Below are 26,207 nucleotides of genomic sequence, written 5' to 3' on the forward strand. Positions count from 1 at the left end.
GCACCAGGTCCGGCAAGGTTGGCGAGCCGATGTCGAGAGACTCAAGCGGACTGGCTGTGGCGCAGACCGTGCCGGTAGAGATCATGAGATACTGCGCCGTGGTGCTCAGATTGCGATGGCCGAGCAGCAACTGGATGGTACGCAGATCGGTGCCGGCTTCCAGCAGATGAACCGCGAACGCGTGGCGCAGCGCATGCGGTGCTATCGGTTTGTCGATGCCGCACAGCAGCCTCACCTCGCGGCAGGTCCGGTCGACGGTGAGCGGCGAGAGCGGCCGGCCGGGTTCGCGGCCCGGAAACAGCCACTCTCCCGGACGGGTAAGCTTCCAGTAGTCCCTGAGTATATCGAGGAGCTTGGGCGGCAGCATCACATAGCGGTCTTTGCGGCCTTTGCCTTGTTCGACCCGGATGACCATACGTCTGCTGTCAATCGCAGCGGGTCTGAGGCGAACGGCCTCGGAAATTCGTAGGCCGGTTGCGTAGCAGATGGTCAGGATGACCCGGTGCTTGAGGATGTCCACGGCACCCAGGAACCGCGCGACTTCCTCCTTGCTCAGCACGACGGGCAACTTCTTGGCCTGGCGGCCGGCGGGGATGTCGTCCTCGACAATCCAGGGCCGCTTGAGGGTGACGGTGAAGAAGAAACGAAGCGCGGAGACCGCGACGATGATCGAGCTGGCCGCAAGGCGTCTTTCTTGCGTCAGGTGGATCAGATAGGTCCGGATCTCAGCCGGCCCCAGGAGTTCGGGTGATTTGCGAAAGTGGCAGGCGAACCGGACGACCTGTGCGACATATACGCGCTGCGTGTTTGGCGTCAGGTTGCGGATCTGCATATCGTCGATCATTCGACGGCGAAGCGGGCTCATGGACAACTCCTTTGCGAGATGGACAGCGCCACATGGCGCCGGCGCATCGTCTCGCAGTTGAGTTGTTAGACCAGACAGGACATGTACTCTCGGCTTAACCAGACACCGCCAAGTAGAACTAGAGAAACGATGCCAAAATCACAGAATTACCGCGAAGCGGTTTAGTGCAACGTCCTTTGTCATGCGTGATATTGCGGCTTCAGTGGCGCACTGAGCTGTGACCCCACTCCGGCATCGGCCCCACTCCGGTACACCACACGCCCACCCCCATCCCTTGACGCCCCCACCCCACCCAAGCTATCCACCCGCTCCAAACTTTGGAATTCCGAATTCCATGCTGCAGGCCCTATCAGCACCCGAGAGCCTGATCGACCGCACCTACCAGCAAATGCTGGCGGCGATCGCCGATGGCACGCTGCTGCCCGGCCAGCGCATCCGCCAGGCCGAACTCGCCGACACGCTCGGTGTCTCCCGCCAGCCCGTCAGCCACGCGTTACACCTGCTGAAGCGCCAGGGCCTCGTCGAAGATTATGGCCGCAAGGGCATGCGCGTCGTGCCGCTCGACCCGATCCGAGTCATGCAACTCTATCAGGTGCGGGAAGCCATAGACGGCCTCGCCGCCCGCCTGGCGGCACAACGCCCACACGATCACCCCAATCGCGACAGCCTGAAACGCCAACGCGACGCCGGCGTCCAGTTCGATGCCACAACCCCCATCCCCACCCTGGTCCGCGCCGACACTGACTTTCACCGCACCCTGTACCGCCTGTCCGGCAACCCGGCGATCGAGGAAATGACCAGCCCGCTCTGGCCGCATCTGATGCGCTCAATGGCCATGGTGCTGCGGGCACCCGACTACGCCGCCCGCGTTTGGCATCACGAACACCCCGCCATCGTGGACCGCATCCTGGCCGGCGATCCCGTCGGAGCCGAAACCGCCGCCCGCGACCACGCCGCCACCGCCGCTCGGTTGACCGCCGAGGAACTGCAACCAAAAGCCGCATAGACGGAGGAACCACCCATGCTGACCGAACAACAAACCAGGCAGTTCCACGAGGAAGGCTACCTCTTCCTGCCCGAAACCTTCTCCCCAGCCGAAGTCGCCATCCTGAAATCCGAAGCCGACCAGATCTACAGCCAGCAGCGCCCCGAAGTCTGGCGCGAGAAGTCCGGCGCCCCCCGCACCGCCTTCGCCGCCCATCTCTACAACGAAGCGCACGGCCTGCTCGCCCGCCACCCGCTGATGATCCGCCCCGTCGAGCAACTGTTCGGTGAGCAGGTCTACATGCATCAATACAAAATCAACGCCAAAGCCTCCTTCACCGGCGACGTCTGGCAATGGCACCAGGATTACGGCACCTGGGCGCGCGACGACGGCATGCCCGAACCCCGTGCCATGAACATCGCCGTCTTCCTGGATGAGGTGATGCCGATCAACGGCCCGCTGATGCTGGTGCCGCGCAGCCACACCAACGGCGTCCTCGCCGCGCAGCATGACACCAGCACCACGTCCTACCCGCTGTGGACGCTGGACGAACCGACCGTCACCCGCATCGTCGAAACCGGTGGCATCGTCGCCCCCACCGGCAAACCCGGCGGCCTGCTGCTGTTCCACGGCAACCTGGTGCATGGCTCCGCCGGCAACATCACGCCGTATCCGCGCAAAATCGTCTATCTGACCCTGAACGCCGTCTCCAACTACATCCGCAAGCCAACCCGAGCGGAATGGATCGCACACACCGATTTTGCGCCGATTATCCCGACAGATGAGGGTGCATTGGCCCGCTACGCCCAAACCTTCCAACAAGCCGCGGAATAACCGCCGGATTGCACGCCGCGGCGTTTCAGGCCACACAATCCCGGGCCCACGGCAGGACAGGATGAGGCATGCGGCGGCGTGACGTGATCGCCGGAGCGGGTGCGGCTTTGCTCGCGTCGCCTTCGGTCGCGGCGGAAAGCACGACAATTCCCGCCGAGTTGCCCGACGGTACGCGGGAAATCGCCCAATACGTCAACCTGCCCGACAAGCGGCGGCTGCTGCGCCTTGTCGACCGGCCACCGAATTACGCGTCGCCGGTCGATGTCTTTACCGATGTCGTGACGCCCAACGACCGGTTTTACGTGCGCTATCACCTCGCTGGCGTGCCGTCGGCCGACGACATGGATGGCTGGACGCTGTCCGTCGCCGGAGATGCCGTCAAGCAGCCGGTGCGACTGAAAATGAGCGACCTGCTCGACCTGCCGTCGAACGACGTCCTGTCGGTCTGCCAGTGTGCCGGCAACCGCCGGGGCCTGGTAGATCCGCACGTCGCCGGCGTGCAGTGGACCGATGGCGGCATGGGTTGCGCGGTGTGGAGCGGGCCGGCCCTGCGCGATGTCCTGAAGGTCGCCGGCGTCAAGCCGGAGGCCCTGGAGGTCTGGCTGGGTGGCGCCGACAAGCCGGTGATGGACGGCACGCCGCCGTTCCGCAAAAGCATTCCGATGGAAAAAGCGCTTGATGGCGACACCATCGTAGCCATCGCGATGAACAACGCGCCGCTGCCGCAGTTGAACGGCTATCCCGCACGCTTGGTGGTGCCCGGATGGGTCGGCACCTATTGGATGAAGCATCTGACCAGTATCGAGGTCAGTTCGTCCCCCCTGAAGAATTTCTGGATGCAAACCGCCTATCGTGTCCCGGCCGGTCTGTTCCCGGTCACGCGGCCGTTCCAGTCCCAGGCCACGCCCACAACCGTCCCCATCACCGAACTGGTCGTCAACTCGCTGATCGCCGACCCGTTGGAGGGCCAGGAGCGGGAGCGATCGGGCTTCAATATCCAAGGCATCGCCTGGGATCGAGGCGCCGGGATCGACCGGGTCGAAGTCTCGATCGACGGTGGCGCCAACTGGCAGGATGCGCTGCTGGATCGGCCGCTTGGTCCCTACGCCTACCGCCGGTTTCTCCTACAGACCGAACTGATGCGACCCGGAACGTACCGGCTGATGAGTCGAGCCACCAGCCACACCGGGGAGCGACAGGCCGAACGGTTCAAGGCAAACCCGGGCGGGTACCACAACAACGTGCCGCGTCCGATCGCCGTGACGGTGGTATGAAGCGGCTGGCAACCGCGGCGCTGGCGGCGCTGATCGCCCGAGGCGCCCTCGCTGACCCACCCGCGCCCCTGAAGCCCGGCCCGGGCGAGGACGTCACCAGCGCGCATTGCAACGCCTGCCACACATCGGACTACATCGTCATGAACAGCGTGTTTCTGACGGCTGACCAGTGGAAGGCCGAGGTGACAAAGATGCGCACAGCGTTCGGTGCCCCGATCGACGATGCCACCGCTGCGCAGATCGTCGCCTATCTGGCGGCGCACTACGCGGCGCCGGCGAAGCCGTAAGACTGGAGGCTAGCCCGCCAACTCCCGCCGCACGATCGCCGCCCCCTCCGCCATCGCCCGCAGTTTGCCGAACGCGACATCCCGCGGAAGGTATTTCATCCCGCAATCCGGCGCCGCCACCAGCTTCTCCGCCGGCACGAACCGCAACCCGTCGCGAATGCGCGCGGCCACCGTCTCCGCCGTTTCCACGGCCGCATCCCCAAGGTCCAGCACACCCAGCATGATCGTCTTCCCGGCCAGGTCGCGCAGCACCCCAAGGTCCAACCGAGGTTGCGCCGCCTCGATCGAGATCTGCTGGGCAACGGTATCCCCGAGTTCCGCCAGAAAACTGTAGCCGCTGGGCTTTTCCGCCACCACCGCGGCATAGCCAAAACACAGATGCACCACCGTCGGTCCCTCGATCCCCTCCAACGCGCGGTTGATCGCCTTGATCCCGTACCGGATCGCCTGCTCCGGCGCCGTCCGCACCCAGGGCTCGTCCAACTGCACCACGTCAACGCCGGTCGCCTTCAGCGCCCGCAACTCCTGGTTCACCGCGACGGCATAATCCATCGCGAGTTCTTCCTCATCCTTGTAGAAATCGTTCTGCACCTGGCGAGACAAGGTGAACGGCCCCGGCAGCGTGATCTTCGTTGCCCGCGTCGCATTGCCGCGCAGGAAATCGGCATCCCGCGTTTCCACCCCGGCCACACGGCGAATCGGCCCCACGACGCGAGGCACCTTGGTCACCCGCCCACCACTCTGTCGCAGTTCGCCCGGCGTGTCGGCGTCGATGCCCTCCAGCGCCAACGCGAAGCGGTTGGAGTAGCTCTCGCGCCTGATTTCCCCGTCGGTGACGATGTCGATCCCGGCCCGCTCCATGTCGCGGATCGCCAGAATCGTCGCGTCATCCTGCGCCTGCTCCAGCAGGTCCTGCGGCACCCGCCACATATCGTGGGCATGGGCACGCGGCACGCCGTGATGGTGCAGGGTCGCGCGATCCACCAGCCAGTCCGGCTGGGGATAGCTGCCAACGACGGTTGTCGGCAGCAAATGGGTGGGATAGGGCATGAAACGGAACCTCCGCCCGCACAATTGCACCTAGCGGCGCGTCCCCGCAAACTGCCTTTCCAGATGCCCAAGGAGACAAGCCCCATGTGGCCCATTCGATCCGCGCTGTTCGTGCCCGCCCATCGCCGCGACTGGGTGGCGAAGGCGATCCGCGTCAGCCCCGGCGCCGTGGTGCTGGATATCGAGGACTCCGTCCCGCCCCAGTTCAAGCCGCAGGCGATGGGCCACCTGAAAAGCGAGATCCACGAACTGCGCGATGCCGGCGTCGGCTCGTTTGTGCGGATCCAGCCGCTGTATGACGGCACCGAAGCCGAGGTCGAGGCCGCGGTCACCGACGGCCTGACCGCCATCGTCCTGCCGAAGGTCGCCAGCCCCGACGAAATCCGCCGGCTGCACGATCTGCTGAGCTACGCGGAAGGGCGCGCCGGCGTCGCACACGGCAGCGTGGGGATCTTGCCGCTGCCGGAGACGGCGCAAGGCATGTACGACGCTTATAACCTGGTGAAAGCCAGCACCCGCGTGCGCGGTATCCATGGCGCGCTCAGCGGCCCGGTGTCCGGCGATTTCGCCCGCGCGTTCGGCTTTCGGGCGACCTCAGGCGGCGAGGAGCAACTGTACCTGGCCTCGAAAATGGTGCTGGACAGCCGAGCCGGCGGGGCCATGTATCCGATTGCCGGCATTTTCGGCACGGCGCAGGACGACCTCGCGGCGGTCGAGAAGCTGATCCGCCGTGCCCGCGACATCGGCTACTCTGGGGTCGCGGTGATGCATCCGTCCCATATCGCCATCGCCAACGCAGTATACCGGCCGACGGAACAGGAAGTCGCCTACTTCAAGGGCCTGCTGGAAGCGTTCGAGGTGGCGGAAAAGGCCGGTCTCGGCGCGGTCAGCTACCAGGGGGCGATGGTTGACTACGCCATGCTGCCGCTTGCGAAAGAGATTCTCGCCGAGGCTGCCAGGAACAGGTAACTTCCCACATCGAACGAGACATGACGCCGGAGAAGACATGCCAGCAGACTCCATCCGCACCGACGCGGCTCCAGGTGAAATCCGGTTGGCGGACTACGCGCCGCCCGCCTTCCTGATCGACACCGTCGATCTCCACTTCAACCTGGATGAGATGGCGACAACCGTCGTTGCTCGGCTGATGTTGCGACGTAATCCGGCGGCGCCGGCGGACGCCCCGCTGCATCTGGATGGCGAGTCGCTGACATTGGTCCGCCTGACCCTGAACGGCTCTGTGTTGCAGCCTGGGGATTACCATGAGACGAGTGGTGGCCTGGCCATTCCCGACATGCCGGCGGCCGGGCTGCTGGAGATCGAAACCCGCCTCTCACCCAAGGCGAACACCGAACTCAGCGGATTATACGTCTCCGGCGGCAATTACTTCACCCAGTGTGAGGCGCAGGGCTTCCGCCGGATCACCTATTTCCCCGACCGGCCGGATGTGATGTCGCGCTACACGACAACCATCGTCAGCACCTGCCCGGTCATGCTGTCGAACGGCAATCCAGGTCCGGTCACCGACCTTCCGGACGGAAGGCGTTCGGTGACCTGGACCGACCCCCACCCCAAACCCTGCTATCTGTTCGCACTGGTGGCCGGCGATCTTGTGTCGGTCACAGACAGCTTCGTCACCCGTTCCGGCCGCCAGGTCGCGCTTGGCATCTACGTCCGCCGCGGTGACGAGGATCGTTGCGCCCACGCCATGCGTTCATTGAAGACCTCCATGACGTGGGATGAGGAAGTGTTCGGCCTGGAATACGACCTGGATGTCTTCAACATCGCCGCCGTGTCGGACTTCAACATGGGGGCGATGGAAAACAAGGGCCTCAACGTCTTCAACACTAAATACGTCCTGGCTCGGCCGGAAACCGCGACCGACACCGACTACCAGGGCATCGAAACTGTCATCGCGCACGAGTATTTCCACAACTGGACCGGCAACCGCGTCACTTGCCGCGATTGGTTCCAACTGTCGCTGAAGGAAGGCCTGACCGTCTATCGCGACCAGGAATTCTCCGCCGATCAGGGCAGCCGGGCGGTGAAGCGGATCAGCGACGTCAGGGCGCTGCGGGCGGCGCAGTTCCGTGAGGATAGCGGCCCGCTGGCGCATCCGGTTCAACCGGCCAGTTACCTGGCGATCGATAATTTCTATACCGCGACGATCTATAACAAGGGGGCCGAGGTCATCCGTATGATGGCCACGATCATCGGCCGTCAGGCGTTTCGGCGCGGCATGGATTTGTATTTCGCCCGCCACGACAACAACGCCGTCACGATCGACGATTTCGCCCGCGCGATGCAGGACGCATCGGGTGTCGATCTGGAGGACTTCAAGCTGTGGTATCATCAGGCGGGCACGCCTGACGTCTCCGTCGAGGACTCCTATGATCCGGCGACGAAACGCTATTCCCTGACCATCCGCCAGGCGACCCGTCCGACACCCGGCCAGCCTGACAAGTATCCGCTGGTGATTCCGGTTGCGATGGGGCTGCTGGACGGTAACGGCCAGGAAATCGCCACGCGGCTGGACGGCGAACCCGATACGACGCCTGGAACCAGGGTTCTGCTCGCGACCCGGGCGGAAAATCGGTTTGAATTCATCGACGTCGCCAGCCCGCCGGTACCGTCGCTGCTGCGCGGTTTCTCCGCGCCGGTGAAATTGTCCGGTTTGACACCGGATCGTTTGCGCTTTCTCGCCGCCCATGACACCGATCCCTTTGTTCGCTGGGAATCCGGCCAGCAATTCGCCGCCGCGGCGCTGCTGGACATGGTTGCCACGATCCAGGACGGTGGCGAACCGACGGTGGACCCGGCGCTGATCGAGGCGATGGCGTCCACCTTGGAGCAGGAGCCGGCGTTCGCGGCGGAGGCTCTGGCGCTGCCCGGGGAGGCAACGCTGGCCGATAAGATGGACGTGGTCGATGTCGATGCGATCCATACCGCGCGCGATCTGGTTCGCCAGGCGATCGGCCGAACCCTGGGCGACCGGCTGCGTGCCCTGTATGACGGTTTCACCGATAGCGGTGGTTACTCGATCGCGGGGCCGGCGATCGGCCGGCGGTCATTGCGCAACGCCTGCCTGGCCTACCTGGTCGCGGCCGGTGACACAGCGGCGGTGACGCTGGCGAAAGCGCAGTTCGATGCCGGCCGCAACATGACCGATGTGTTGGCGGCGCTGGGGATTCTTTCGGGCGTGGATTGTCCGGAGCGGTCGGAGGCTCTGGCCACATTCTATCAGGCGTGGCGGGACGACCCGCTGGTGCTGGACAAGTGGTTTGCGATTCAGGCGCTGTCGCCCCTGCCGCAAACGGTGCAGGCGGTGGAATGGCTGAAGTCCCATCCGGACTTCGATTTGCGCAATCCGAACCGGATACGGGCGCTGGTGAGTAGTTTCGCCGGCAACCAGGTACGGTTCCATGATGCCTCGGGCGCCGGCTATCGGCTGTATGCCGACACCATCATCCAGCTTGACCCCACCAATGGCCAGGTCGCGGCTCGGATGGTGTCGCCGTTGGGTCAGTGGCGGCGGTTCGACGCAGGCCGCCAGCGCCTGATGAAGGCCCAACTGCAACGGATTCTCGATTTGCCCGATCTGTCGCGGAATACCTTCGAAATGGCATCGAAGAGTATCGCATGACCGGCTTCTGCGATCACGCCTGGCAGCGCACCACGCAGCTTCGGGCGGCGATCGACGGGTTGGCGTTCAATCGCGAATTGGCCGCCGGGACATTGGATCAGGCGCGGTTCCAGTTCTACATCACGCAGGACGCGCTGTACCTGGATCAGTACGCCCGCATCCTGGTGATGGCCGGCGCCCGCGGCCCCGATGGCGCGACGTTGCGGTTGTTCGGCGAATGCGCCCTGGAAGCGGTGGCGGTCGAGCAGGCACTGCACGGCCAGTATCTTACCCAGTTCGGCGCCGATGCGTCGCAGGCCGAACCGTCGCCCGATTGCCTCGGCTACACCAGTTTCCTGCTCGCCACGGCTTATCACGAGCCGTGGGAGGTGCTGATGGCGGCCATATTGCCGTGTTTCTGCATCTATTGGGATGTTGGCAACACCATCGCCCGGCAGGCCGCCCCCGACAACAAATACCGTGCCTGGATCGATACCTATTCCGACGAGGGATTCGGCAATGCCGTCCGCGCGGTGATCGCGGCGACCGACAAGGCGGCCGAGGGGGCGACGGATGCGATCCGCCGTCGGATGATGACCGCATTCATCCGGTCCAGCCAATATGAATACCTGTTCTGGGACGGCGCCTATCAACTTCGCGGTTGGCCCGCGCAGAATAGCACGCCCGCCGCCCGCTCGGTGCCCGATGCGGCAGGCCGGCCGTCTGCCGGAGCCCGCAACCGGCGTTGACTCCCCGGGGCCGAAATGAGAGACCCAACGAATGGACGAAAATGATTGTGTCACGCTCGATGAATTGGCTGAACGCTATTACGCGGAAGGTGACGGGACGCGTAAAGGCCCGAGTTATCTGGCAAGCTATACGCGGCTGCTACAGCATCGGCGGCAGGAAAAGCTGCGCATCCTGGAACTTGGCGTTTCATCGGGCGCCTCATTACTAAGCTGGCGCGACTACCTGCCGCATGCAACCATTGTCGGCATCGATATCGCTGCGGCTCCCCCACGCGTCCTGGGTCAGGACAGGATCTATTTCATCCAGGGCAGTCAGGACGACCCCGCGGTACTGGATCAGGCGGCGAAGATCGCAGGGGGCGGTTTCGACCTGATTGTCGATGACGCCTCCCATATCGGCTACCTGACAAAGCGGTCGTTGCACTATCTGTTCCCGCGCTGGCTGGTACCCGGCGGTTGCTACGTGATCGAGGATTTCGGCACCGGCTTTCTCCGTGAGTACCCGGATGGTCGAGACTTCGCAGTGCCGAACTGGAACGACGCGGTTCCTGATGCGCGGGAGTTCCACAGCAGCCAACATGGCATGGTCGGTGTGGTGAAACAACTCGTCGAGCCCCTGATGCAGGAGTTGATGACCGCCAGCCGGCCCTATCTCGCGATCGAACGTCTGACTATCGAAACCAATATCGTTTTTATCGATAAGTCGTTGAAGCCGGGCGGCCCGTTGCCAGTATCGGCGCAAACCGTGGGCGCGCAGCCTGCGGCCGAAGGAACGGAGGCCCGTCTGGACGCGTTGGTCGAGACGGTGCGCGACCACGCGGATCGCATTGCCGGGGTGGAGCGGCTTCTCCTTCGGTTACTGCGGATCCTGGGGCCGGCGCTCTGGGTGCGGCGTTCGGTTCGCGGTTTATTCGGGCGCTGACCCTGAAGACAGCGGATCAAGGAATGCGCTGCCAGTGCTAAGGATCTGCGGATAAATAAACGCTTCGACGTTGGCACTGCCGCCCGATGCCGTCATAGCGGGCGAAGGCCCGTTGCGAACTCTAAAACGCGCCAGCGAAGTCCTTGTAGGCGTGGTCGTGAACCGCTGCGATGTTGCCGGCCGCGCGCATGCCCGATTGCAGTGCGCCTTCCATGAATCCGGGAAAGGCGTAGCAGGCATGTTCGCCGGCGAATTGCAGCCGGTCGAGCCCTTCATAAAGCGTGCGGGAGAAGGCCATGATCTGTCCCGGCCGCGCACTGGAGTAGCCTGCCAGGGTCCAGGGATCTTGCGGCCAGTCCATAAACCTGTGTTCCACCGCGCCGCGGGCCGGAAACCGTGGATACAGATCATGTAGCAATGTAATGAATTTCTCTGCCTTGCTGTCGCGATAGTTCGCCATGGCATCGTCCGCCGCCTTGCCGCCGGCAAAGCCGACCATGCAGACGTCGCCGGGCGGTGATTGGTTGTCGGTGCCATCCCAGGTCATGCTGATGAACTGGTCTGTCATCGCGTAAGGGCTGGCGGGATCCCACACGTCATGATGCACCCGAGCGAGGAACTTCACATTGGAACCCATCTGAAGCTTGATGGCATCGATTTCCTTGGCGGGATCGAACCTGATCTTGCTCCAGGTCGTTGGCGGTATTGCCAGCACGACATGATCGGCATTCCAAACCTTGTTCGATTGATCGGTGACGGCCATGCGATCGGCATGGCGTGTCACGGACGTAACGGGCGTCCGAAGATGCAGCGATTTCCGTTCCGCGATCACGTGCGCGAACGATGTCGCCAGACTGTCATTCCCTTGCCAGCAACGATAAACTTCCGTCTCTGTCCAGAAATTCTCCAGTCCACCGCCTTTGATGGCGACCAGCATCGCCAGCAGGCTCTGATTGTCGATCGATACGCCGTTGTCGGCGCTGATTTCCGCCGCAATAAACGCGCGCGTCCGTTCGTCCGTGGTGTTGGCGCGGACCCATCCGCCCAGTGTTTGACCGTCCCATTTGTCGCCGTCGGGGGTTTGCCACGGCTTTTCGGCATCGACTTCACAGGCCAGCCCGGTCAGTTTGGTATAGACCCGGTCGGCTTCTTCAAAAAGACTACGCTTTTCGCTTTCCGAAAGTAATTTTCCGTCGAGTAAAATCGGTCTTTCGTCTTCCGGGTACTCCGTCATATCGCGATATTTCAGGCCGAAGCGTGTCGCATAGTGCAACCATGCCACGTGGTTGCTGCCAATCAGCTCAGCCCCGCCCTCGATGTTCTTGCCCGGAATCCAGTCCCGAAACGTCAGCACGCGGCCGCCGACCCGATTGCGTGCTTCCAGCAGATCGACATGGAAGCCTTCATGCAGCAGCTCGTATGCGCAGGCCAGGCCAGCAAAACCGGCCCCGATCACGATGACACGCTGACCGTTGGGCGGTTTTGGCACCGCCGCCGCACGCGCACCGGCGGTGCTGCCCAGCAAACCCACCGCGGCCGCGCCGGACAGGAAGGATCGGCGGTTCATCTTGAACGCTTCGGGCCGATAACGCCGAAGCAGGGATCGGTACAAGCGCATCGGGACGGTCTCTTGCTTGGCAGGAACCATTTCCAGCAACCCGGATTATGCGCGTTTGCACCGGGACGGCAACCATTTCGTCGACCGCCCGGACAGGGCGCCACGCCACAGGCGTCAGCCCAACGATCAAACCTACCCGGCTATCTTCGCACCGGCAGACGAAGCGCACCCGCCCACCGTTCACCGCAATGCCCGGACAAGACGCAACCCCAGCGAACGAAAGCGCCGCCGCTCATCTTCCGATGGGCGGCGCCCAACGCCTACAGCAGGTTCTTATGCGACCCATCGCAACGGGGCGACTTGGCGCTGCCCTTGCAGCCACAGAACGACACGATGCCGGACTCCTCGGCGTCGAACTTCATCGGCGCGAACGTCGACCCTTTGTGCGAACCGTCGCAGAACGGCTGCTTGCCGCTTTTGCCGCAGGCGCACCACCAATACGATTTCCCCGCCTCGACCTCGATTTTGTAGGAGCCCTTCTGGGCAACAATCGGCAGTGACTCAGACATGATACTTCCTCCCTATGCGGTCTCGGCGCCGTAATCCAGGCGCGCCTTCGCCGGGGTAACGTAGCCGTCCAGCAGGTCTTCGCAAAGAGCCGCCTTGTCGCGCCCCGAAGGCGGTCCATAGCCGCCGGACCCGGGCGCCTCCATCACCACCAGCGATCCGGCCGGTGCCAGAAATCCCCCCTTGCTGGTCAATGTCCGCCCATTGGACCGCGGTGCGATCAACTCCAGCCGGGCGGGCGCGCCGGCCAGGCCGCCGTCCAGGCCGAACGGCGGGGTCACCGTCCGTTCACAGCAGACCGCGGCATGGGCCTGATTCTCCAGCACCCGCCACACGCGGCGCACACCCAGCCCGCCACGGTAAGTCCCCGCGCCGCCGCTGTCGGGCACCAGCGAATACTCTTCGACCCGCAACGGAAAACTCATTTCCAGGATTTCGATCGGCGTATTGCTCATATTGGAAACGGTACTGGCCACGGCATTGATGCCGTCCTTGTTGGGCCGGGCACCAAAGCCGCCTTTCACCGACTCGTAGCTGACGAAACGATCGCCACTGCGATAATCGACACCGCCAAAAGTAATGACCGCCGACGTTCCTTGCGATCCCGCCATGACCGTTCGCGGTGTAATCGTGAACAGCGCCGCCATCACCATGTCGGCGACCCGGTGCGAAATCTCATGGTTGGCATAGACCACGGGCGAGGGATGCTGTGCGTTCACCACCGATCCCGGTGGCGCCGTGACCGTCACCGGCCGCCAGCAGCCGGAATTCGGCGGGATCAGGCTTTTCGGATCGACGATCATCTTCAGGGCGCAGAACACCCCCGACGCCGTCACCGTCAGCGGCGCGTTCATCGGCCCCGCCACCGCCGGATCGGACCCGGTGAAATCCGCGGTGACGGTATCGCCACGCTTGGTCACCTTGATATGGACCTTGAACGTCGCATCCTCCGACGCCCCGGGTGAGATCACGCCGTCGCCATCGAAGATGTCGGAAAATTCCGCCTCGCCATCGGGCAGCGCGCGCAGTGCCGCCCGCATCATCGTTTCCGAGTAATCCAGCACCTCCTGCATGATCCCCAGCAGCGTGTCGGTGCCATACTTCGCCGCCAGTTCCGACAGCCGCAGTGCCGCTCGGTAATTCGCCGCCACCTGGGCACGCAGGTCGCCCAGCCGCTCCGCCGGCGTACGGACGTTGGCGAAAATGATCGCCTCGACCGATGGATCGGGCTTGCCGTCGCGATACAGGCGTATCGGCGGCAGCCGCAGCCCCTCGCCATAGATTTCGGTCACCGCCCCGTAGCTGCCCGGCGTGGCGCTGCCGATATCCGGCCAGTGCGCCCGAACGCAGCCAAACCCCAGCAGGCGGCCCTCATGGAATGCCGGCGCCACCACGTTCACATCGGGCAGATGCGATCCGCCATCGTAAGGATCGTTGTGGATGAACACGTCGCCCGGCACCACGTCGGGAAACGCCCGTACCACCGCGCGCACGGCATCCGGCATCGACCCCAGATGGATCGGCAAATCGGGCCCCTGCGCGACCATGTTCCCATCGATATCGAATATGCCGCAGGAATAATCGCCCGCCACTTTCAGCAGCGGCGAATAGGCGGTCTTCGCCAGCACGATCTTCATTTCCTCGGCGGCGGAATACAGTGCGTTCTTGACCACCTCGAAACGAGCCGGATCGGTCTTCAACCCCCGCATCCCCAATACCCCTCAATGCTCGACCCGAACGTCTCTCGCCAACTCATCCCGCAGGCCTGTCAGGGCATCGATCGACCCCGTCGCCACGTCGCACAGCCGCGCGAAACCCTCGACCGCGTCGGTCATGACACCTTGCTTGCACGCACGCTCGATGTCACGCGCCATGACATACAGGGCACGCGCGCCGCAATTCCCGGCGATCGACACCAGGTCGTGCACCTCCCGCGCTGCGCCCGCCGCGTCCGCCGCGTCCAGCCGGATCTTCAGCAGGCGCAAGCGCTCTCCGATATCGGTCATCGACTCCGTCAGCAACGCCTCGATCTGGTGCGAGGACAAAAAGCCGCGCAGGCTCTCGATGGCCGAACGGTCAATCATTGGCAGGCCATCGGCGGGCGAGCGCTTCGGCCGCTCCCCAACCGTGAACGCGTTGAGTGCTCGGAACAACCCCGAGGAGGACAGTGGCTTGCTCAGATAGCCGTCCATCCCGACGGCGCGATAGCGCTCCGCCGCCCCATGCAACGCGTCGGCGGTCACCGCGATGATCGGAATGTCGCATTTGGGCGGCGGCAGGGCGCGGATGTGGTTGACCGCCTGGATGCCGTCCATCACCGGCATCTGCACATCCATCAGCACGATATCGAACTGTTCGCGCGCGACCGCCTCCACGGCCTTCCGGCCGTTCGCCGCCACCGTCACGCTATATCCAGCCCCTTCCAGCAGAGCCGTCAGTAGGCGCCGGTTGGTCGGGTTGTCGTCCGCGACCAGGACATGCAGGGAACGCGTGACCGGCACTGGCGGGTCGCTGCCAGGTTCATCGCCAGACGGTTCGCCCACGGCGTCCATCAGCGGAAGCAGGATGCGGAACAGGCTGCCCTTGCCCTCGGTGCTCTCCGCCGTCAGCGTACCGCTCATCAACTCGGTCAATTCGCGGCTGATCGCCAGCCCCAGGCCGGTACCGCCGAACCGGCGCGAAATGGAGCTGTCGGCCTGGGCGAATTTCTGGAACAGCCGGTCTAGCGACGCCGATGCCATCCCGATGCCGGTGTCTTCGACCTCGATCCGGATTTGTATCGGATCCCCCCTATCGGTTGCGGCGCGCACGTCCACCCGGCCGCGTTCGGTGAACTTGACGGCATTGCCGATCAGGTTGACCAGGACCTGCCGCAGCCGGAACGGATCGCCGTTGACCCGCCGCTCCGCCGCCGGATCGATGCTGCATACCAGGTTCAGGCCCTTCTCCCGGGCAGCGGGATGCAGCAGGGCGGTGGCGGCGCGTATCGTGTCGCCCAGGTGGAAGTCGGTGCGTTCCAGTTCCACCTTCCCGGCTTCCAGCTTGGAGATGTCCAGGATGTCGTCGATGACGCTCAGCAGCGCCTGGGCGGATTCCTGGATTCCGACCGCCCATTCGCGCTGGGTCTGCGGCAGGTCCGACCGCAGCAAAAGATTGTTCATGCCGATGATGCCGTTCATCGGCGTGCGGATCTCATGCGACATGTTGGCCAGGAATTCGGTCTTGGCCTGGTTGGCTTTCTCCGCGGCGACCCGTGCTTCCTCGGCCTGGTCCCTGGCCGCCAAGGCAAAGTCCTCGGCCAGTTTCCGGTCGGTGATGTCGGTATAGGTGCGGACAAGGCCGCCGTCCGGCATCGGGACGCTGTGAACTTCCAGGACCCGGCCGTTGGGGCGCCGGCGCTGATAGGTATGCGGCACCTTCAGCACGTCGCCTCCCCGGAACGCGGTTGTCAGTTCCACGCCGGTTTGTGTGAACTCGCCGATTTGCCATTGATACGCGTGTATTTCCTCGAAATGAGGCTGTTTCGCCAGAAGCGATTCCGGCAGGTCCAGCAACGCGGCGGTCCGGGCGTTCCAGGCCACGATTCTGCGGTCCGCGGTGATCATCATGATCCCCTGGTCCATGTAGCGCAGGGTCGTTTCAAGCACCTGGGATTTCGCCGCCAGGTTGGCCTCGCTGTACCGCAGGGCGGCCGCGGTCCGGCGAAGGTCGGCGGCGCTGTCGGCGAGGTGGCGAAACTGGCTGCGCAACAGTTGGAAAAGCCCGAGCAGCGTGAAAATGACAACCGCTGATCCCACGCCGATGCACAGCGCCTGGCGTCGCCAATCCAACAGCGCGATGCCGGCATCGATGCCGACATTGATGACCAGGGGGTAATTCCGCAACGGGTGGGCCGAGGTCGAACGCGATTCTCCGCCGATAAACCCGGCTCCTTCGTATAGACCGCCGCCATGAGCCACGACCTTGTACCAGGGGGAACTGACCGGCAGGCGACGGCCCACATAGGTGGGCGCCGCCGGATACAGGACCATGATCGTGCCGTCGATGCGCAGTAAAATAATCACGGCGCCATAGTCGCCATCGACTGCTTCGAATAACTCCGCGAAATATGGCAATGAGATCGCACCGGTGACGAGGCCGACGAACTGGCCATCACGGCCGACGATCCGGCGCGTCAGGAAGAACGTCTGTGTCCCGGACAGGCCGCCATTCACCAGACTGCTGATATAGGGTTCCCTGGCCGGCGGCCCCTGATAATGACGGAACGCATCCCCCGCCGAGAGGTCTTTCCCGGCGGAGGGCCAAAATCGGGTCGTATTCACCACCCGGCCGTGTGAATCCAGCACGGTCAGCGCTTCAAGCTGCGGCAGGTTTCGCAGTTTCCACCCCAACTCCGTGTGGACTTGCTCGCTTCCCATCTGACGGCGAAGATCGTCGTCCGTCTCGATCCCGGCCGCCTGAATCTGATCGACCGTCGCCACAACCACCAGATCGATCGCCTGCAGGGATCGTTCGGCTTGCGCCGCCAGGACATTGCCAAGGCGGGTCTGCCGATCCTGGTACTCGTGGATCGTTGTTCGGCGCCCATCCCACAGGGCGAACGCCGTCGCGGCCAGCACCAGCAGAATAAGGCAGGTGAACGCCCCGGTCAGCGCCCACCCCGCGCCACCGGATTCCCCCGCGGTGGCCGGATCCTCGGGTTGGAGCGTGGTACCGGACATGCCCTGGGATTAGATCACCAAACACCTTGGGGACAAACGTTATTCGCCCCGTTCAGCTCCGGCGATGCGACCGGTGCGTGGTCTTGCGGTACGACAACGACATCGACAGGCCAATGCAAACGATCCCCGCCGAGGCCGGGACCAACCATGCCGGCCGCAGCAGAAGCGGCTGGATCACTGAGGTCCAAACCCAGATGCCCAGGTTGCGGGTCGACCAATCGGGCAGCTTGTCCAGCACGTCATGATCGAGAAGGTAAAGCCCCTGGCCGAGGGTTACGCTCTCCGGCCCGAACGTCGCGATGGCGACGGCGGCGACCAGCAGGATGGCGGAGATCACGGCCAGGGCGCGTTGGGCAATCACATGAACAGCTTCTCGTTCTTCAAGTCAGCGTATAACGCACCAACCTGGTCAGCATAACCATTAAAAATCTGTGTTGGCACCCTTTCGTCGCTGCCAAGCAGCCGTTCGGTCGCCTGGCTCCAGCGCGGATGCGGAACCGCCGGGTTCACATTCGCCCAGAAACCGTATTCGGTCGGCCCGATTGCCTCCCAAAACGTCATCGGACGCTTGTCGGTGAACGTGATCTTCACGATCGCCTTGCCGGATTTGAAGCCATATTTCCACGGCAGCGTCAGGCGGATCGGCCCGCCGTTCTGCGGCGGCAAGGGCTTGCCGTACATGCCGGTGGAGATGAATGCGAGCTCGTTGCTGGCTTCGTCGATCGTCACCCCTTCAACATACGGCCACGGATAAAACGGCGCATCCAGGCCGGACATCACTTTGTCCTGTGCGGTCTCGAACACCACGTATTTCGTCGACCCCAGCGGTTCGGCGATTTTCAGCAACTGGGAAAGCGGAAAACCCGTCCACGGGACGGTCATCGCCCAGGCCTCGACGCAGCGGTGGCGATAGATCCGCTCCTCCAGCGAGACCTGTTTCAGCAGGTCGTCGATGCCGATGGTCCGAGGCTGCTTCAGCATCCCGTCCAGCTTGATGGTCCACGGCCGCTGCTTCAACGCCTGGGCGTCCCGCCACAGGTCCTTGCTTTCGCTGAATTCATAATAGTTGTTGTAGGTGGTGGCGTATTTTTCCTCGGTCACCGCGCGGCCGGGCTTGAAGGCCGGGTTGACCGGGACATCGGCCCGCGCCGCTCGCGAAAACAATGCCGCACCCGGCAGGATCGTCATCGCCGTGGCGCCCTTCAGCAGCGACCGGCGCTTCAATACCACGTGTTCGGGGGTCACCGGCCGCTCCGTGACTTCCCACCCTCGCCGCCGGATGATGTGCATGACCCAAGCCTTTTCCTGTTGCCGTTCTCATACGCACGGCGATCACAATCAGATGTCATATGTAAGGGACGCACATTGCCGGATGCCACGGGATGGAGGAAATTAAACATTGGTCAATCCGTCGAAATAATCCCTCCAGGAGAACGTCTATGCATCTTGCCCGGTTTCCGCGGGTCCGCCTGTTTCCAGCCCCAACGCCGCTGGAGCGGTTGACTAACTTTTCGAGCGCCCTCGGCGGACCGGAGATCTGGATCAAGCGGGACGACTGCACCGTGGTGGCGACCGGCGGAAACAAGGTGCGCAAGCTGGAGTGGCTGATCGGCGAGGCAAAAGCGCAGGGCGCCACCCACATCGTCACCCAGGGTGCCGTCCAGTCCAACCACGTCCGCCAGACCGCCGCGGTCGCTCGGAAATGTGGCATGACTTGCACCGCGCTGCTGGAACACCGTGTCGAGACCAACGACCGCGACTACCTGGGCAGCGGCAACGTCCTGCTGGACAAGCTTTTCGGCTGCCGCATCGAATACCGGCCTGGCGGCCTGGATATGAACGCCGAAGCCGAGAAACGCGGCGCCGAACTGCGTGCCGCGGGCGAATCCGTCTACGTCATTCCCGGCGGCGGCTCCAACAAGGTTGGTGCGCTGGGCTATGTCTCCTGCGCCCAGGAACTGATGCAGCAAGCGGATGAGATGGGGCTGCGGATCGACCGTATCGTCACCGCCACCGGCAGTGCCGGAACCCATGCCGGCCTGATCGTCGGACTGGAGGGGATGAACGCCCAGGTCCCCGTCCTCGGCATCGGCGTCCGGCTGCCGCGCGACCGGCAGGAGGAAAACGTCTATCGGCTGGCCCTGGCGACCGCCGAATACGTCGGCATGAAGGGCGGCATTCCGCGCGAGTCCGTGGTCGCCAACTGCGATTACGTCGGCGCCGGCTACGGCATCCCGACCGAAGGCATGGGAGAGGCCGTCCGCATGCTGGCGCAGGAGGAAGGCATTCTCCTCGACCCGGTCTATTCCGGCAAGGCGATGGCCGGGATGATCGACCTGATCCGCAAAGGCGTCCTGGCCAAAGGCGAGACCATCGTCTTCCTGCATACCGGCGGTGCGGTCGGACTCTTTGGCTACAACACATTCCTGGAAGGGGCCGTCTGATGCTGACCAGCCAGGATCGCATCCTGACCACCCATACCGGCAGCCTGCCGCGCCCCGCCGCCCTGACCGAACTGTATGCGCAACGGATCGAGGGCGTGGCGATCGACGAAGCCGCCCTGGACGAAGCCGGCAAGCGCGCCACCCGCCACGTCGTGCGCCAGCAGATCGGTTCGGGAATCGACGTCGGTAACAACGGCGAACAGCAGCGCGAGGCCTTCTTCCTGTATGTCCGCCGGCGTATGACCGGTTTCGGCGGCAGTTGGGTCCGTCCGACCGTAGCCGACATCAACAAATATCCAGGATTCCGGGCCTGGTCGGCGGAACAGGAAGGTCTGCGGCGGTCCGTCAGCAACCGCGGCACTCTGCCCAAGGCGATCGGCGCGGTCACCTACATGGATCCGGCACTGGTGCAGGCGGAGTGCGACGAATTCCTGGCGACTCTGTCGGAAGTCGAGGGCGGGTTTGCTGAAGCATTCATGACCGCGCCGTCGCCGGGCATTATCGCCGCAGCATTGCAAAACGCGCATTACGATACCGAGGACGCGTATTTGCATGCTCTGGGCCAGGCGCTGCGGGTGGAATACGAGGCGATCGTCAAGGCCGGCTTTCTGCTGCAGATCGACGCGCCCGATTTGGCGCTCGAACGCCACGTGTCCTACCAGGATCGGCCGCTGGGCGACTTCATCGACTTCGCCGAACGCGTGGTCGCCACGATCAATGAGGCACTGGTGAACATCCCGCGCGACCGGGTCCGCATCCACGCCTGCTGGGGCAACTACGAGGCACCACACGACTGCGACGTCGATCTGCACGACATCCTGCCGGCGATCAGCCAGGCCAAGGTCGGTGGCTGGGTGCTGCCATTCGCCAATCCCCGGCATGCGCACGAGTACCGGTGCCTGAAAGACCTGCCGCTGGATGACGGTCAGGTCGTCGTGGCGGGGGTGATCGACCCGCTGACCAACTTCGTCGAGCACCCCGAGGTCGTGGCCGATCGCCTGGAGCGCGTGGCCCAGGTGGTGGGCGATCCGACGCGGGTGTTGGCCGGAACCGACTGTGGTTTCGACACCTCGGCCGGACGCGGGCGCGTCGCGGAAGACGTCGTATGGGCGAAATTGCGCGCAATGGCCGACGGCGCGCGGATCGCCTCGGAACGCTTGGGGATGCGGGGCTAACCGTTCGAGAAAAATAAATCTTTTTAGCGGACATTCTACTCCCCAGTATCGTCGGAAGAACGATAAAAGGGGAGAAGAATTTGGCAACAGGCAAATCGTCAACGTATGGCCGGGCATGTCCCGGCCATCTTCGCACCGGCCGATGAAGCGCGGATAGCCAGGGGCACACTCGATCCCCTCGGGCCGCGTCCCCCCGATTCGGCCCAACAATTCGTCGCCCATCGCTTATCCGGACGCTGATGGGCCCACCCCTGACGGGATGACGGCAGGCCGACGCCCTGTGCTTGATGATTCGCCTATTTCGCGCCGAACCCAAGAGCGTGGTCACCCTGGGCGGAATGCCAACAGGGCGCGAATCACGCGATCAAACAAAGAGTTAAAGCGCCAATTCCAGCCGGTTCGATGATACTGTAGGATCGTCGGCACAGGCATCGGGGCCAATCATGACCGACAAGCCGAACTTCGTCCTGATCCCGGATGAGGCGCCGCCACCCGCCCCAATCCGTTCCGGCGGCATGCTGGTTCGGCTGAGGACCATGGCGACCACCGCCGTAACCGCCGCCGCGTCCGCCCCCGCGGCGCTGCGTTCCGCGCTGACCCACGCCGAACCGCCGCTGGAAACCGGCACGCCGCTTCGGCCCCGCCTGGTGTTCGCAGTCGACGCCACCGCCTCCCGTGAGCCGGCCTGGGCGGCCGCCCAGCAGGTGACGGACGCGCTGGTCAGTGCGTTGCCGGGCGCGTTGGACGTGGCCCTCGCCGTGCATGGCGGCGCCCGCGTGCATACCTTCACCGCATTCACCAACGATGCCAACAGGTTGCGTGACCGCGCCGCCGGGGTGGCGTGCCAGGCCGGATCGACCCGCCTGCTGCCGATCCTCTCGGCAAGTCTCCGCCAACCGGGCGTGCGCGTGGTCGTCTACATCGGCGATGTGTTCGAGGAGAGCATATCGCAGGGCTGCCAGATTGCGGACGCGATGGGCGCCAACGCGACAAAGCTGATCGTGCTGCATGACACGGCCGACCCTGCGGCGCGCCGGGATGCCGAGGTGTTCTGGGATTTGGCGAAACGCACCGGCGGCTGTGTGCTGCCGTTCGACGCCAGCGCCCCTGGCCGGCTGCGCGACCTGCTGTCGGCTGTGGCCGTTTTCGCTGTCGGCGGCGAGAAACTGCTGCGGGCGCGGCAAGCCGATCTGCCGGGCGCGGTCGCGCTGCTCGAGCACCTCGGCGGGCGCCCGCGATCTTCCTGATATCGCCACATTTCGGGCGGGCTTTGGACGTGATGAGAAGTTAAATATGTCTCCATGTCCACTCCCCCCTCACACACATGCGCCGGTTTCTCTTGCTAGCCAGCCTTGCCTGGGTCCTGCCGGTCAGGGCCCGGCCCGCCATCGCCGCCGATCTGTTGGATGAGGCGGCCAGCGCGCTTGCCGCGCTGATCGACGACGCGCGCCGGCAAGCGATCGCCGATGGCGTGCGGCCGGTTCCACCCGGCGTGTATCGGTCGTTGTTGGGCTACTTCCCGGCGGCTTTGCTGCGGAAGTGCCACCATGCCACGGGAACCGCGTCCGCGCTGACCTTGCCGGCGCTCGCGTTTTCCTACGGTGACGCGACGGCGATTACGCTGGGCGACGTCGTGCTGTTCAAGAATGAGCTTGTGGCCGAAACCGACCTGAAGGTCTGGGCCCACGAGCTGACCCACGTCATGCAGTATCAGCGCTGGGGTATCCAGGGCTTCGCCGAACGCTACGTCCACGACAGCGGCGCCGTGGAGCGGGAGGCTATCGACAACGCCAACCGCTTCGCCGCCTGGCTGCCGCGACGCGGGCTGGCGCCCGTCAGGCCGTAGGATGGCTTTGATATCGCCTTCATACGATTGCATTCGTATACAGGCTGAAGATCGAAGTGAAAGCGGTCTATGTGGATTTGAACCGCACGAAACAGCAATTTGTGGAACAGTTTTGGTTCAAAATCAAAGAAGTATAATAACTTCTTGACGGCCTTACCGAGACCCCGGCGGGGCCATCGGCGGCGCGTCCGGATCGCCAAATCCACACGCGATCGACTGATACCAACCGCCATTGAGGCCTACTCTCAATTCGCCATGTTAATTCGTCATGGCACGGAGACGAGGCTGATATCTCAACGTCGACGCCCTCACCCTGAGCTTGAATGGCGCCTTCAGGCAACGCGCCGAACGATGATGTTTCAACCCGACGCGATCATGCTCTGAACGACAAGCGCCAATGTATCAAAGTCATTGACAGTTCCTGTGTCGCGTGATCCTACTTGAGTTAGCGGAAACGCAACGCCATGTCCTGTTCTCGCGACAACATCGGACATGGACGGGGGCGCATCGCCTTACAGAGTGTCACTCGGGACACCATAGGGTGCAACGACACCACGCCATCGCGGCACCCCTGTTGCGGTTTCGGACCACTGGGCTCATCCGCGAACGGGTGTTTACAGCGCCCGATTGTCGCGAACCCCCCCGTGGTCAACGGTTTTGTCCAAAACTGAGCATATCGATGCAAGGAGTGCTACTGTCCGATCCTGTAGTGTCGAGCGAAACAGAGCGAGGGGAGCAAACAATGAAGTTTACGGCGGCAGTCGAATATGGGAGTCCTCGCGGACGGCCCAGATCCGGTCGTGGCGCCGAGAAGAAACAATCCGTCTGTTGAGTGTCGCGACGGTCAATGCGTGGGGCCGGATAATAAACAGTTTCCGGTCCGTATTCCGGGGCTTGCCCCGACGGTAGGCAAGGGTCAAATAAGCGCGTATCCCTTGTATCACTATGAAGGAGTTCGTCATGAAAGTTCTTAACGTTACGACCGCCTTGGTCATGACCGGGTTGTTCGCGGCCGTGCCGGCGTTTGCGCAAACCACGCCCGCCCCGGCAACCACAGCCGCTCCGGCGACCACGTCAACCGCCACGGACACGCAAAAGCAGCACATCGATGGCGGTGACTCGCCTTCGAACCCGCGCGCGACTGACGCCACGGCGAAAGCCTGGCACAAGCAGCATATCGATGGCGGTGATTCGCCTTCGAACCCGCGCGCGACCGACGCCACGGCGAAAGCCTGGCACAAGCAGCATATCGATGGCGGTGATTCGCCTTCGAACCCGCGCGCGACCGACGCTTCGGCGAAAGCCTGGCACAAGCAGCACATCGATGGCGGTGACTCGCCTTCGAACCCGCGCGCGACTGACGCCACGGCGAAAGCCTGGCACAAGCAGCATATCGATGGCGGTGATTCGCCTTCGAACCCGCGCGCGACCGATGCCTCGGCGAAAGCCTGGCACAAGCAGCATATCGATGGCGGTGATTCGCCTTCGAACCCGCGCGCGACCGATGCTTCGGCGGCGGCTTGGCACAAGCAGCACATCGATGGCGGTGATTCGCCTACGAACCCGCGTGCGACCGATGCCTCGGCGGCGGCCTGGCACAAGCAGCATATTGATGGCGGTGATTCGCCTTCGAACTCGCGTGCGACCGATGCCTCGGCGGCGGCTTGGCACAAGCAGCACATCGATGGCGGTGATTCGCCTTCGAACCCGGGTGCGACCGATGCCTCGGCAGCGGCTTGGCACAAGCAGCACATCGACGCGGCCGCTCCGACCCCCGGAGCTGTCACGGACGGCACAGTGGCCAAGCAGCAGTAATATCTGCCGCCTGGACGTCGCTTGAACGGAATGGCGACCCCGAGCTGATTGCCGGTTCGGGGTCGTTGTTTCATGCGATACGGAGATTGGAGGAGCGCACCGATGCGCGGCGTGATCGGGCTGTGTTCTGCTCTGGGCGTGTTTCTGTTGTTTGCCCTGGCGATACCCGGCCAGCGTTCCGCGTGGGCGGAACCGCCCTCCGATCAGATCGCCATGGTCGTCGCCAAGGTCAAACCGGCCGTCGTCACGGTATTCTCCGTCAGGCTGCTCCCGAAAGAACGGCAGAAGCTGATAGGTGACGCCCCCGTAGCCGCTTCATCCGAGAATTCGACCGTCATCAATGGATCCGGGTTCATCATCGATCCATCCGGCTACATCGCCACCAACAAGCACGTCATTGAAGATTCGATCTCGGTCTCCGTGGTGACCGCCGATGGCATTCGCTACAAGGCGGCGATTGTCGGCGTGACGTCCAAGGCGGATATCGCGCTTCTGAAAATCGACGCGGGCAAGCCGCTGCCCGCCGTCGCATTTGGCGACAGCGACAAGATGCAGGTCGGCGATACCGTCATCGCGATCGGCAGCCCGTTCGGTTTCGACCAGAGCGTCACCGCCGGCATCGTCAGCGGCGTCAATCGCAACATTATGGAAAGCCCATTCGACGATTACATCCAGACCGACGCGACCATCAATCATGGCAACTCCGGTGGTCCGCTATTCAACGTGTCGGGTAAGGTGATCGGCATGAATAGCGTCCTGTTCGGGCCGGGCGATTACTCGGGCTCGATCGGTATCGGCTTCGCCATCCCGTCCGATGAACTGAACTTCGTTTACTCGCGCCTGATCGCGAACGGGAAAGTCAACGCGGGCATGCTGCCGATCCGCGCCCAGCAAGTGACGTGGATGCTCGCCCAGGCGATTGGTGCGCCGGGTGTGAACGGTGCGTTGGTCGACTCAGTGGATGCCGACCGCAACGACATGATGAAAGGACAGATCAAGCCTGGCGATGTGATCTTGTCCTTCAACGGACAGACGGTGTCGGATCCCCGGGATCTGGCTCGGAAAGTGGCGCAGGAGCCCAGCGGTACTGATGCTGCCCTGGAAATCTTCCATGACGGTAAGCGTTCGGTCGTCCATGTCCCGATCCTTGCCTGGCCGGAGGGTGTACCACCCGTTCTCCGTGGTACCGCACCTCGGATGCTTGGCCTGGATCTCGTCTCCGGACCCCATGGCGGCGTGATGGTTGCCGCTGTCGATCCGGCTGGTTCGGCGGCGAGCAGCGGCATCAAGAAAGGCGATATCATCCTGCGCGTGCAGGCGCAAAGCGTCTCCAGTCCCGACCAGGCCTTGCGTGCGTTGCAGGCCGCAATACCAGGGACACACGACTACGTGGCGGTTTTGTTGGAACGGAATAATGAGCCTCTCTGGTTACCCATTCCGCTCTCTGGAAAGGAATGATTGTGTATAGAACCGACCTTGGGGCCATGAATCGC

At 63.6% G+C, this 26,207-nt stretch carries 22 protein-coding genes; 14 read left to right on the forward strand and 8 right to left on the reverse strand.

All coding sequences use genetic code 11. The features are described from left to right. On the reverse strand, positions 1-865 hold an 865-nt coding region (locus tag GSQ89_RS36135; RefSeq protein ID WP_158933258.1), incomplete at its 3' end, for a site-specific integrase. Between the two features lie 334 nt (positions 866-1,199). Here GSQ89_RS36135 and GSQ89_RS36140 point away from each other — a divergent pair. From GSQ89_RS36140 to GSQ89_RS36155, 4 genes are all read left to right on the forward strand, one after another. After that, positions 1,200-1,871 carry a GntR family transcriptional regulator gene (locus GSQ89_RS36140; RefSeq protein ID WP_158932959.1) on the forward strand — a complete coding sequence of 224 codons (672 nt, stop codon included), beginning with the start codon at positions 1,200-1,202 and terminating at the stop codon, positions 1,869-1,871. Between the two features lie 15 nt (positions 1,872-1,886). Next, on the forward strand, positions 1,887-2,684 hold the full coding sequence (locus GSQ89_RS36145) for a phytanoyl-CoA dioxygenase family protein (protein WP_158932960.1): 798 nt from the start codon (positions 1,887-1,889) through the stop codon (positions 2,682-2,684). 68 nt (positions 2,685-2,752) lie between these two features. Then, positions 2,753-3,958 carry a molybdopterin-dependent oxidoreductase gene (locus tag GSQ89_RS36150; RefSeq protein WP_158932961.1) on the forward strand — a complete coding sequence of 402 codons (1,206 nt, stop codon included), beginning with the start codon at positions 2,753-2,755 and terminating at the stop codon, positions 3,956-3,958. After that, positions 3,955-4,245 (forward strand): cytochrome c, encoded by a 291-nt coding sequence (locus GSQ89_RS36155; RefSeq protein WP_158932962.1) that lies wholly within the window; start codon positions 3,955-3,957, stop codon positions 4,243-4,245. Before GSQ89_RS36150 ends, GSQ89_RS36155 begins: the two co-directional genes overlap by 4 nt. Positions 4,246-4,254: 9 nt before the next feature. Here GSQ89_RS36155 and GSQ89_RS36160 read toward each other — a convergent pair whose 3' ends face one another. Next, positions 4,255-5,295 carry a 5-methyltetrahydropteroyltriglutamate--homocysteine methyltransferase gene (locus GSQ89_RS36160; protein WP_158932963.1) on the reverse strand — a complete coding sequence of 347 codons (1,041 nt, stop codon included), beginning with the start codon at positions 5,293-5,295 and terminating at the stop codon, positions 4,255-4,257. A gap of 84 nt (positions 5,296-5,379) precedes the next feature. On the opposite strand from GSQ89_RS36160, the gene GSQ89_RS36165 reads away from it, so the two are divergent. From GSQ89_RS36165 to GSQ89_RS36180, 4 genes are read left to right on the forward strand one after another with little or no spacing between them, the layout of a single operon-like run. Continuing rightward, positions 5,380-6,264 (forward strand): CoA ester lyase, encoded by an 885-nt coding sequence (locus GSQ89_RS36165; RefSeq protein WP_158932964.1) that lies wholly within the window; start codon positions 5,380-5,382, stop codon positions 6,262-6,264. Positions 6,265-6,301: 37 nt separating this feature from the next. Continuing rightward, positions 6,302-8,938 (forward strand): aminopeptidase N, encoded by a 2,637-nt coding sequence (gene pepN / locus GSQ89_RS36170; protein WP_158932965.1) that lies wholly within the window; start codon positions 6,302-6,304, stop codon positions 8,936-8,938. After that, positions 8,935-9,666 carry a TenA family protein gene (locus GSQ89_RS36175; RefSeq protein WP_158932966.1) on the forward strand — a complete coding sequence of 244 codons (732 nt, stop codon included), beginning with the start codon at positions 8,935-8,937 and terminating at the stop codon, positions 9,664-9,666. The genes pepN and GSQ89_RS36175 overlap by 4 nt, the downstream gene beginning before the upstream one ends. Positions 9,667-9,697: 31 nt before the next feature. Continuing rightward, positions 9,698-10,588, forward strand: a complete 891-nt coding sequence (locus GSQ89_RS36180; protein WP_158932967.1) for a hypothetical protein — start codon at positions 9,698-9,700, stop codon at positions 10,586-10,588. A 121-nt stretch (positions 10,589-10,709) separates the two neighbouring features. Here GSQ89_RS36180 and GSQ89_RS36185 read toward each other — a convergent pair whose 3' ends face one another. From GSQ89_RS36185 to msrP, 6 genes are all read right to left on the reverse strand, one after another. Then, positions 10,710-12,155 (reverse strand): FAD-dependent oxidoreductase, encoded by a 1,446-nt coding sequence (locus GSQ89_RS36185; RefSeq protein ID WP_158932968.1) that lies wholly within the window; start codon positions 12,153-12,155, stop codon positions 10,710-10,712. Positions 12,156-12,466: 311 nt separating this feature from the next. Beyond that, positions 12,467-12,715: a CDGSH iron-sulfur domain-containing protein gene (locus GSQ89_RS36190; protein WP_158932969.1), complete on the reverse strand. Its 249-nt coding sequence runs from the start codon at positions 12,713-12,715 to the stop codon at positions 12,467-12,469. Between the two features lie 12 nt (positions 12,716-12,727). Then, entirely contained in the window at positions 12,728-14,413 is a 1,686-nt protein-coding gene (locus GSQ89_RS36195; RefSeq protein WP_158932970.1) for a hydantoinase B/oxoprolinase family protein, read from the reverse strand. A 21-nt stretch (positions 14,414-14,434) separates the two neighbouring features. Beyond that, positions 14,435-17,434 carry an ATP-binding protein gene (locus tag GSQ89_RS36200; RefSeq protein WP_158932971.1) on the reverse strand — a complete coding sequence of 1,000 codons (3,000 nt, stop codon included), beginning with the start codon at positions 17,432-17,434 and terminating at the stop codon, positions 14,435-14,437. A gap of 52 nt (positions 17,435-17,486) precedes the next feature. Beyond that, the gene (locus tag GSQ89_RS36205; protein ID WP_158932972.1) at positions 17,487-17,795 is read right to left on the reverse strand and encodes a hypothetical protein; all 309 of its coding nucleotides are present in this window, start codon (positions 17,793-17,795) and stop codon (positions 17,487-17,489) included. Further along, positions 17,792-18,724 carry a protein-methionine-sulfoxide reductase catalytic subunit MsrP gene (gene msrP, locus GSQ89_RS36210; protein WP_158932973.1) on the reverse strand — a complete coding sequence of 311 codons (933 nt, stop codon included), beginning with the start codon at positions 18,722-18,724 and terminating at the stop codon, positions 17,792-17,794. Before msrP ends, GSQ89_RS36205 begins: the two co-directional genes overlap by 4 nt. A 149-nt stretch (positions 18,725-18,873) precedes the next feature. Between msrP and GSQ89_RS36215 the strand changes: the two genes are divergently transcribed. From GSQ89_RS36215 to GSQ89_RS36240, 6 genes are all read left to right on the forward strand, one after another. Further along, positions 18,874-19,878, forward strand: coding sequence for a D-cysteine desulfhydrase (locus GSQ89_RS36215; protein ID WP_158932974.1), 1,005 nt, complete (start codon positions 18,874-18,876; stop codon positions 19,876-19,878). Next, positions 19,878-21,053, forward strand: coding sequence for a cobalamin-independent methionine synthase II family protein (locus GSQ89_RS36220; protein ID WP_158932975.1), 1,176 nt, complete (start codon positions 19,878-19,880; stop codon positions 21,051-21,053). The genes GSQ89_RS36215 and GSQ89_RS36220 overlap by 1 nt, the downstream gene beginning before the upstream one ends. Positions 21,054-21,496: 443 nt before the next feature. After that, complete coding sequence (locus GSQ89_RS36225; RefSeq protein ID WP_158932976.1) at positions 21,497-22,300, forward strand: hypothetical protein; 804 nt, start codon at positions 21,497-21,499, stop codon at positions 22,298-22,300. A 92-nt stretch (positions 22,301-22,392) separates the two neighbouring features. Next, a complete protein-coding gene (locus GSQ89_RS36230; protein ID WP_158932977.1) occupies positions 22,393-22,899 on the forward strand; it encodes a DUF4157 domain-containing protein in 507 nt (168 codons plus the stop codon). Between the two features lie 960 nt (positions 22,900-23,859). After that, the gene (locus GSQ89_RS36235; protein WP_158932978.1) at positions 23,860-24,714 is read left to right on the forward strand and encodes a hypothetical protein; all 855 of its coding nucleotides are present in this window, start codon (positions 23,860-23,862) and stop codon (positions 24,712-24,714) included. Between the two features lie 102 nt (positions 24,715-24,816). After that, entirely contained in the window at positions 24,817-26,172 is a 1,356-nt protein-coding gene (locus tag GSQ89_RS36240) for a trypsin-like peptidase domain-containing protein (RefSeq protein ID WP_158932979.1), read from the forward strand. The last annotated feature ends 35 nt before the right edge of the window (positions 26,173-26,207 follow it).

Origin of the sequence: Acidisphaera sp. S103, from assembly GCF_009765975.1 — a bacterium.
In the GTDB taxonomy this organism is placed as follows: domain Bacteria; phylum Pseudomonadota; class Alphaproteobacteria; order Acetobacterales; family Acetobacteraceae; genus Rhodopila.

Coding starts and splice junctions, on each gene's coding strand:
- GSQ89_RS36165 (WP_158932964.1), top strand. CDS start 5,380: ATGTGGCCCATTCGATCCGCGCTGTTCGTGCCCGCCCATCGCCGCGAC.
- GSQ89_RS36160 (WP_158932963.1), bottom strand. CDS start 5,295: ATGCCCTATCCCACCCATTTGCTGCCGACAACCGTCGTTGGCAGCTAT.
- GSQ89_RS36215 (WP_158932974.1), top strand. CDS start 18,874: ATGCATCTTGCCCGGTTTCCGCGGGTCCGCCTGTTTCCAGCCCCAACG.
- pepN (WP_158932965.1), top strand. CDS start 6,302: ATGCCAGCAGACTCCATCCGCACCGACGCGGCTCCAGGTGAAATCCGG.
- GSQ89_RS36145 (WP_158932960.1), top strand. CDS start 1,887: ATGCTGACCGAACAACAAACCAGGCAGTTCCACGAGGAAGGCTACCTC.
- GSQ89_RS36155 (WP_158932962.1), top strand. CDS start 3,955: ATGAAGCGGCTGGCAACCGCGGCGCTGGCGGCGCTGATCGCCCGAGGC.
- msrP (WP_158932973.1), bottom strand. CDS start 18,724: ATGCACATCATCCGGCGGCGAGGGTGGGAAGTCACGGAGCGGCCGGTG.
- GSQ89_RS36190 (WP_158932969.1), bottom strand. CDS start 12,715: ATGTCTGAGTCACTGCCGATTGTTGCCCAGAAGGGCTCCTACAAAATC.
- GSQ89_RS36240 (WP_158932979.1), top strand. CDS start 24,817: ATGCGCGGCGTGATCGGGCTGTGTTCTGCTCTGGGCGTGTTTCTGTTG.
- GSQ89_RS36175 (WP_158932966.1), top strand. CDS start 8,935: ATGACCGGCTTCTGCGATCACGCCTGGCAGCGCACCACGCAGCTTCGG.
- GSQ89_RS36140 (WP_158932959.1), top strand. CDS start 1,200: ATGCTGCAGGCCCTATCAGCACCCGAGAGCCTGATCGACCGCACCTAC.
- GSQ89_RS36235 (WP_158932978.1), top strand. CDS start 23,860: ATGAAAGTTCTTAACGTTACGACCGCCTTGGTCATGACCGGGTTGTTC.
- GSQ89_RS36150 (WP_158932961.1), top strand. CDS start 2,753: ATGCGGCGGCGTGACGTGATCGCCGGAGCGGGTGCGGCTTTGCTCGCG.
- GSQ89_RS36185 (WP_158932968.1), bottom strand. CDS start 12,155: ATGAACCGCCGATCCTTCCTGTCCGGCGCGGCCGCGGTGGGTTTGCTG.
- GSQ89_RS36200 (WP_158932971.1), bottom strand. CDS start 17,434: ATGTCCGGTACCACGCTCCAACCCGAGGATCCGGCCACCGCGGGGGAA.
- GSQ89_RS36220 (WP_158932975.1), top strand. CDS start 19,878: ATGCTGACCAGCCAGGATCGCATCCTGACCACCCATACCGGCAGCCTG.
- GSQ89_RS36225 (WP_158932976.1), top strand. CDS start 21,497: ATGACCGACAAGCCGAACTTCGTCCTGATCCCGGATGAGGCGCCGCCA.
- GSQ89_RS36180 (WP_158932967.1), top strand. CDS start 9,698: ATGGACGAAAATGATTGTGTCACGCTCGATGAATTGGCTGAACGCTAT.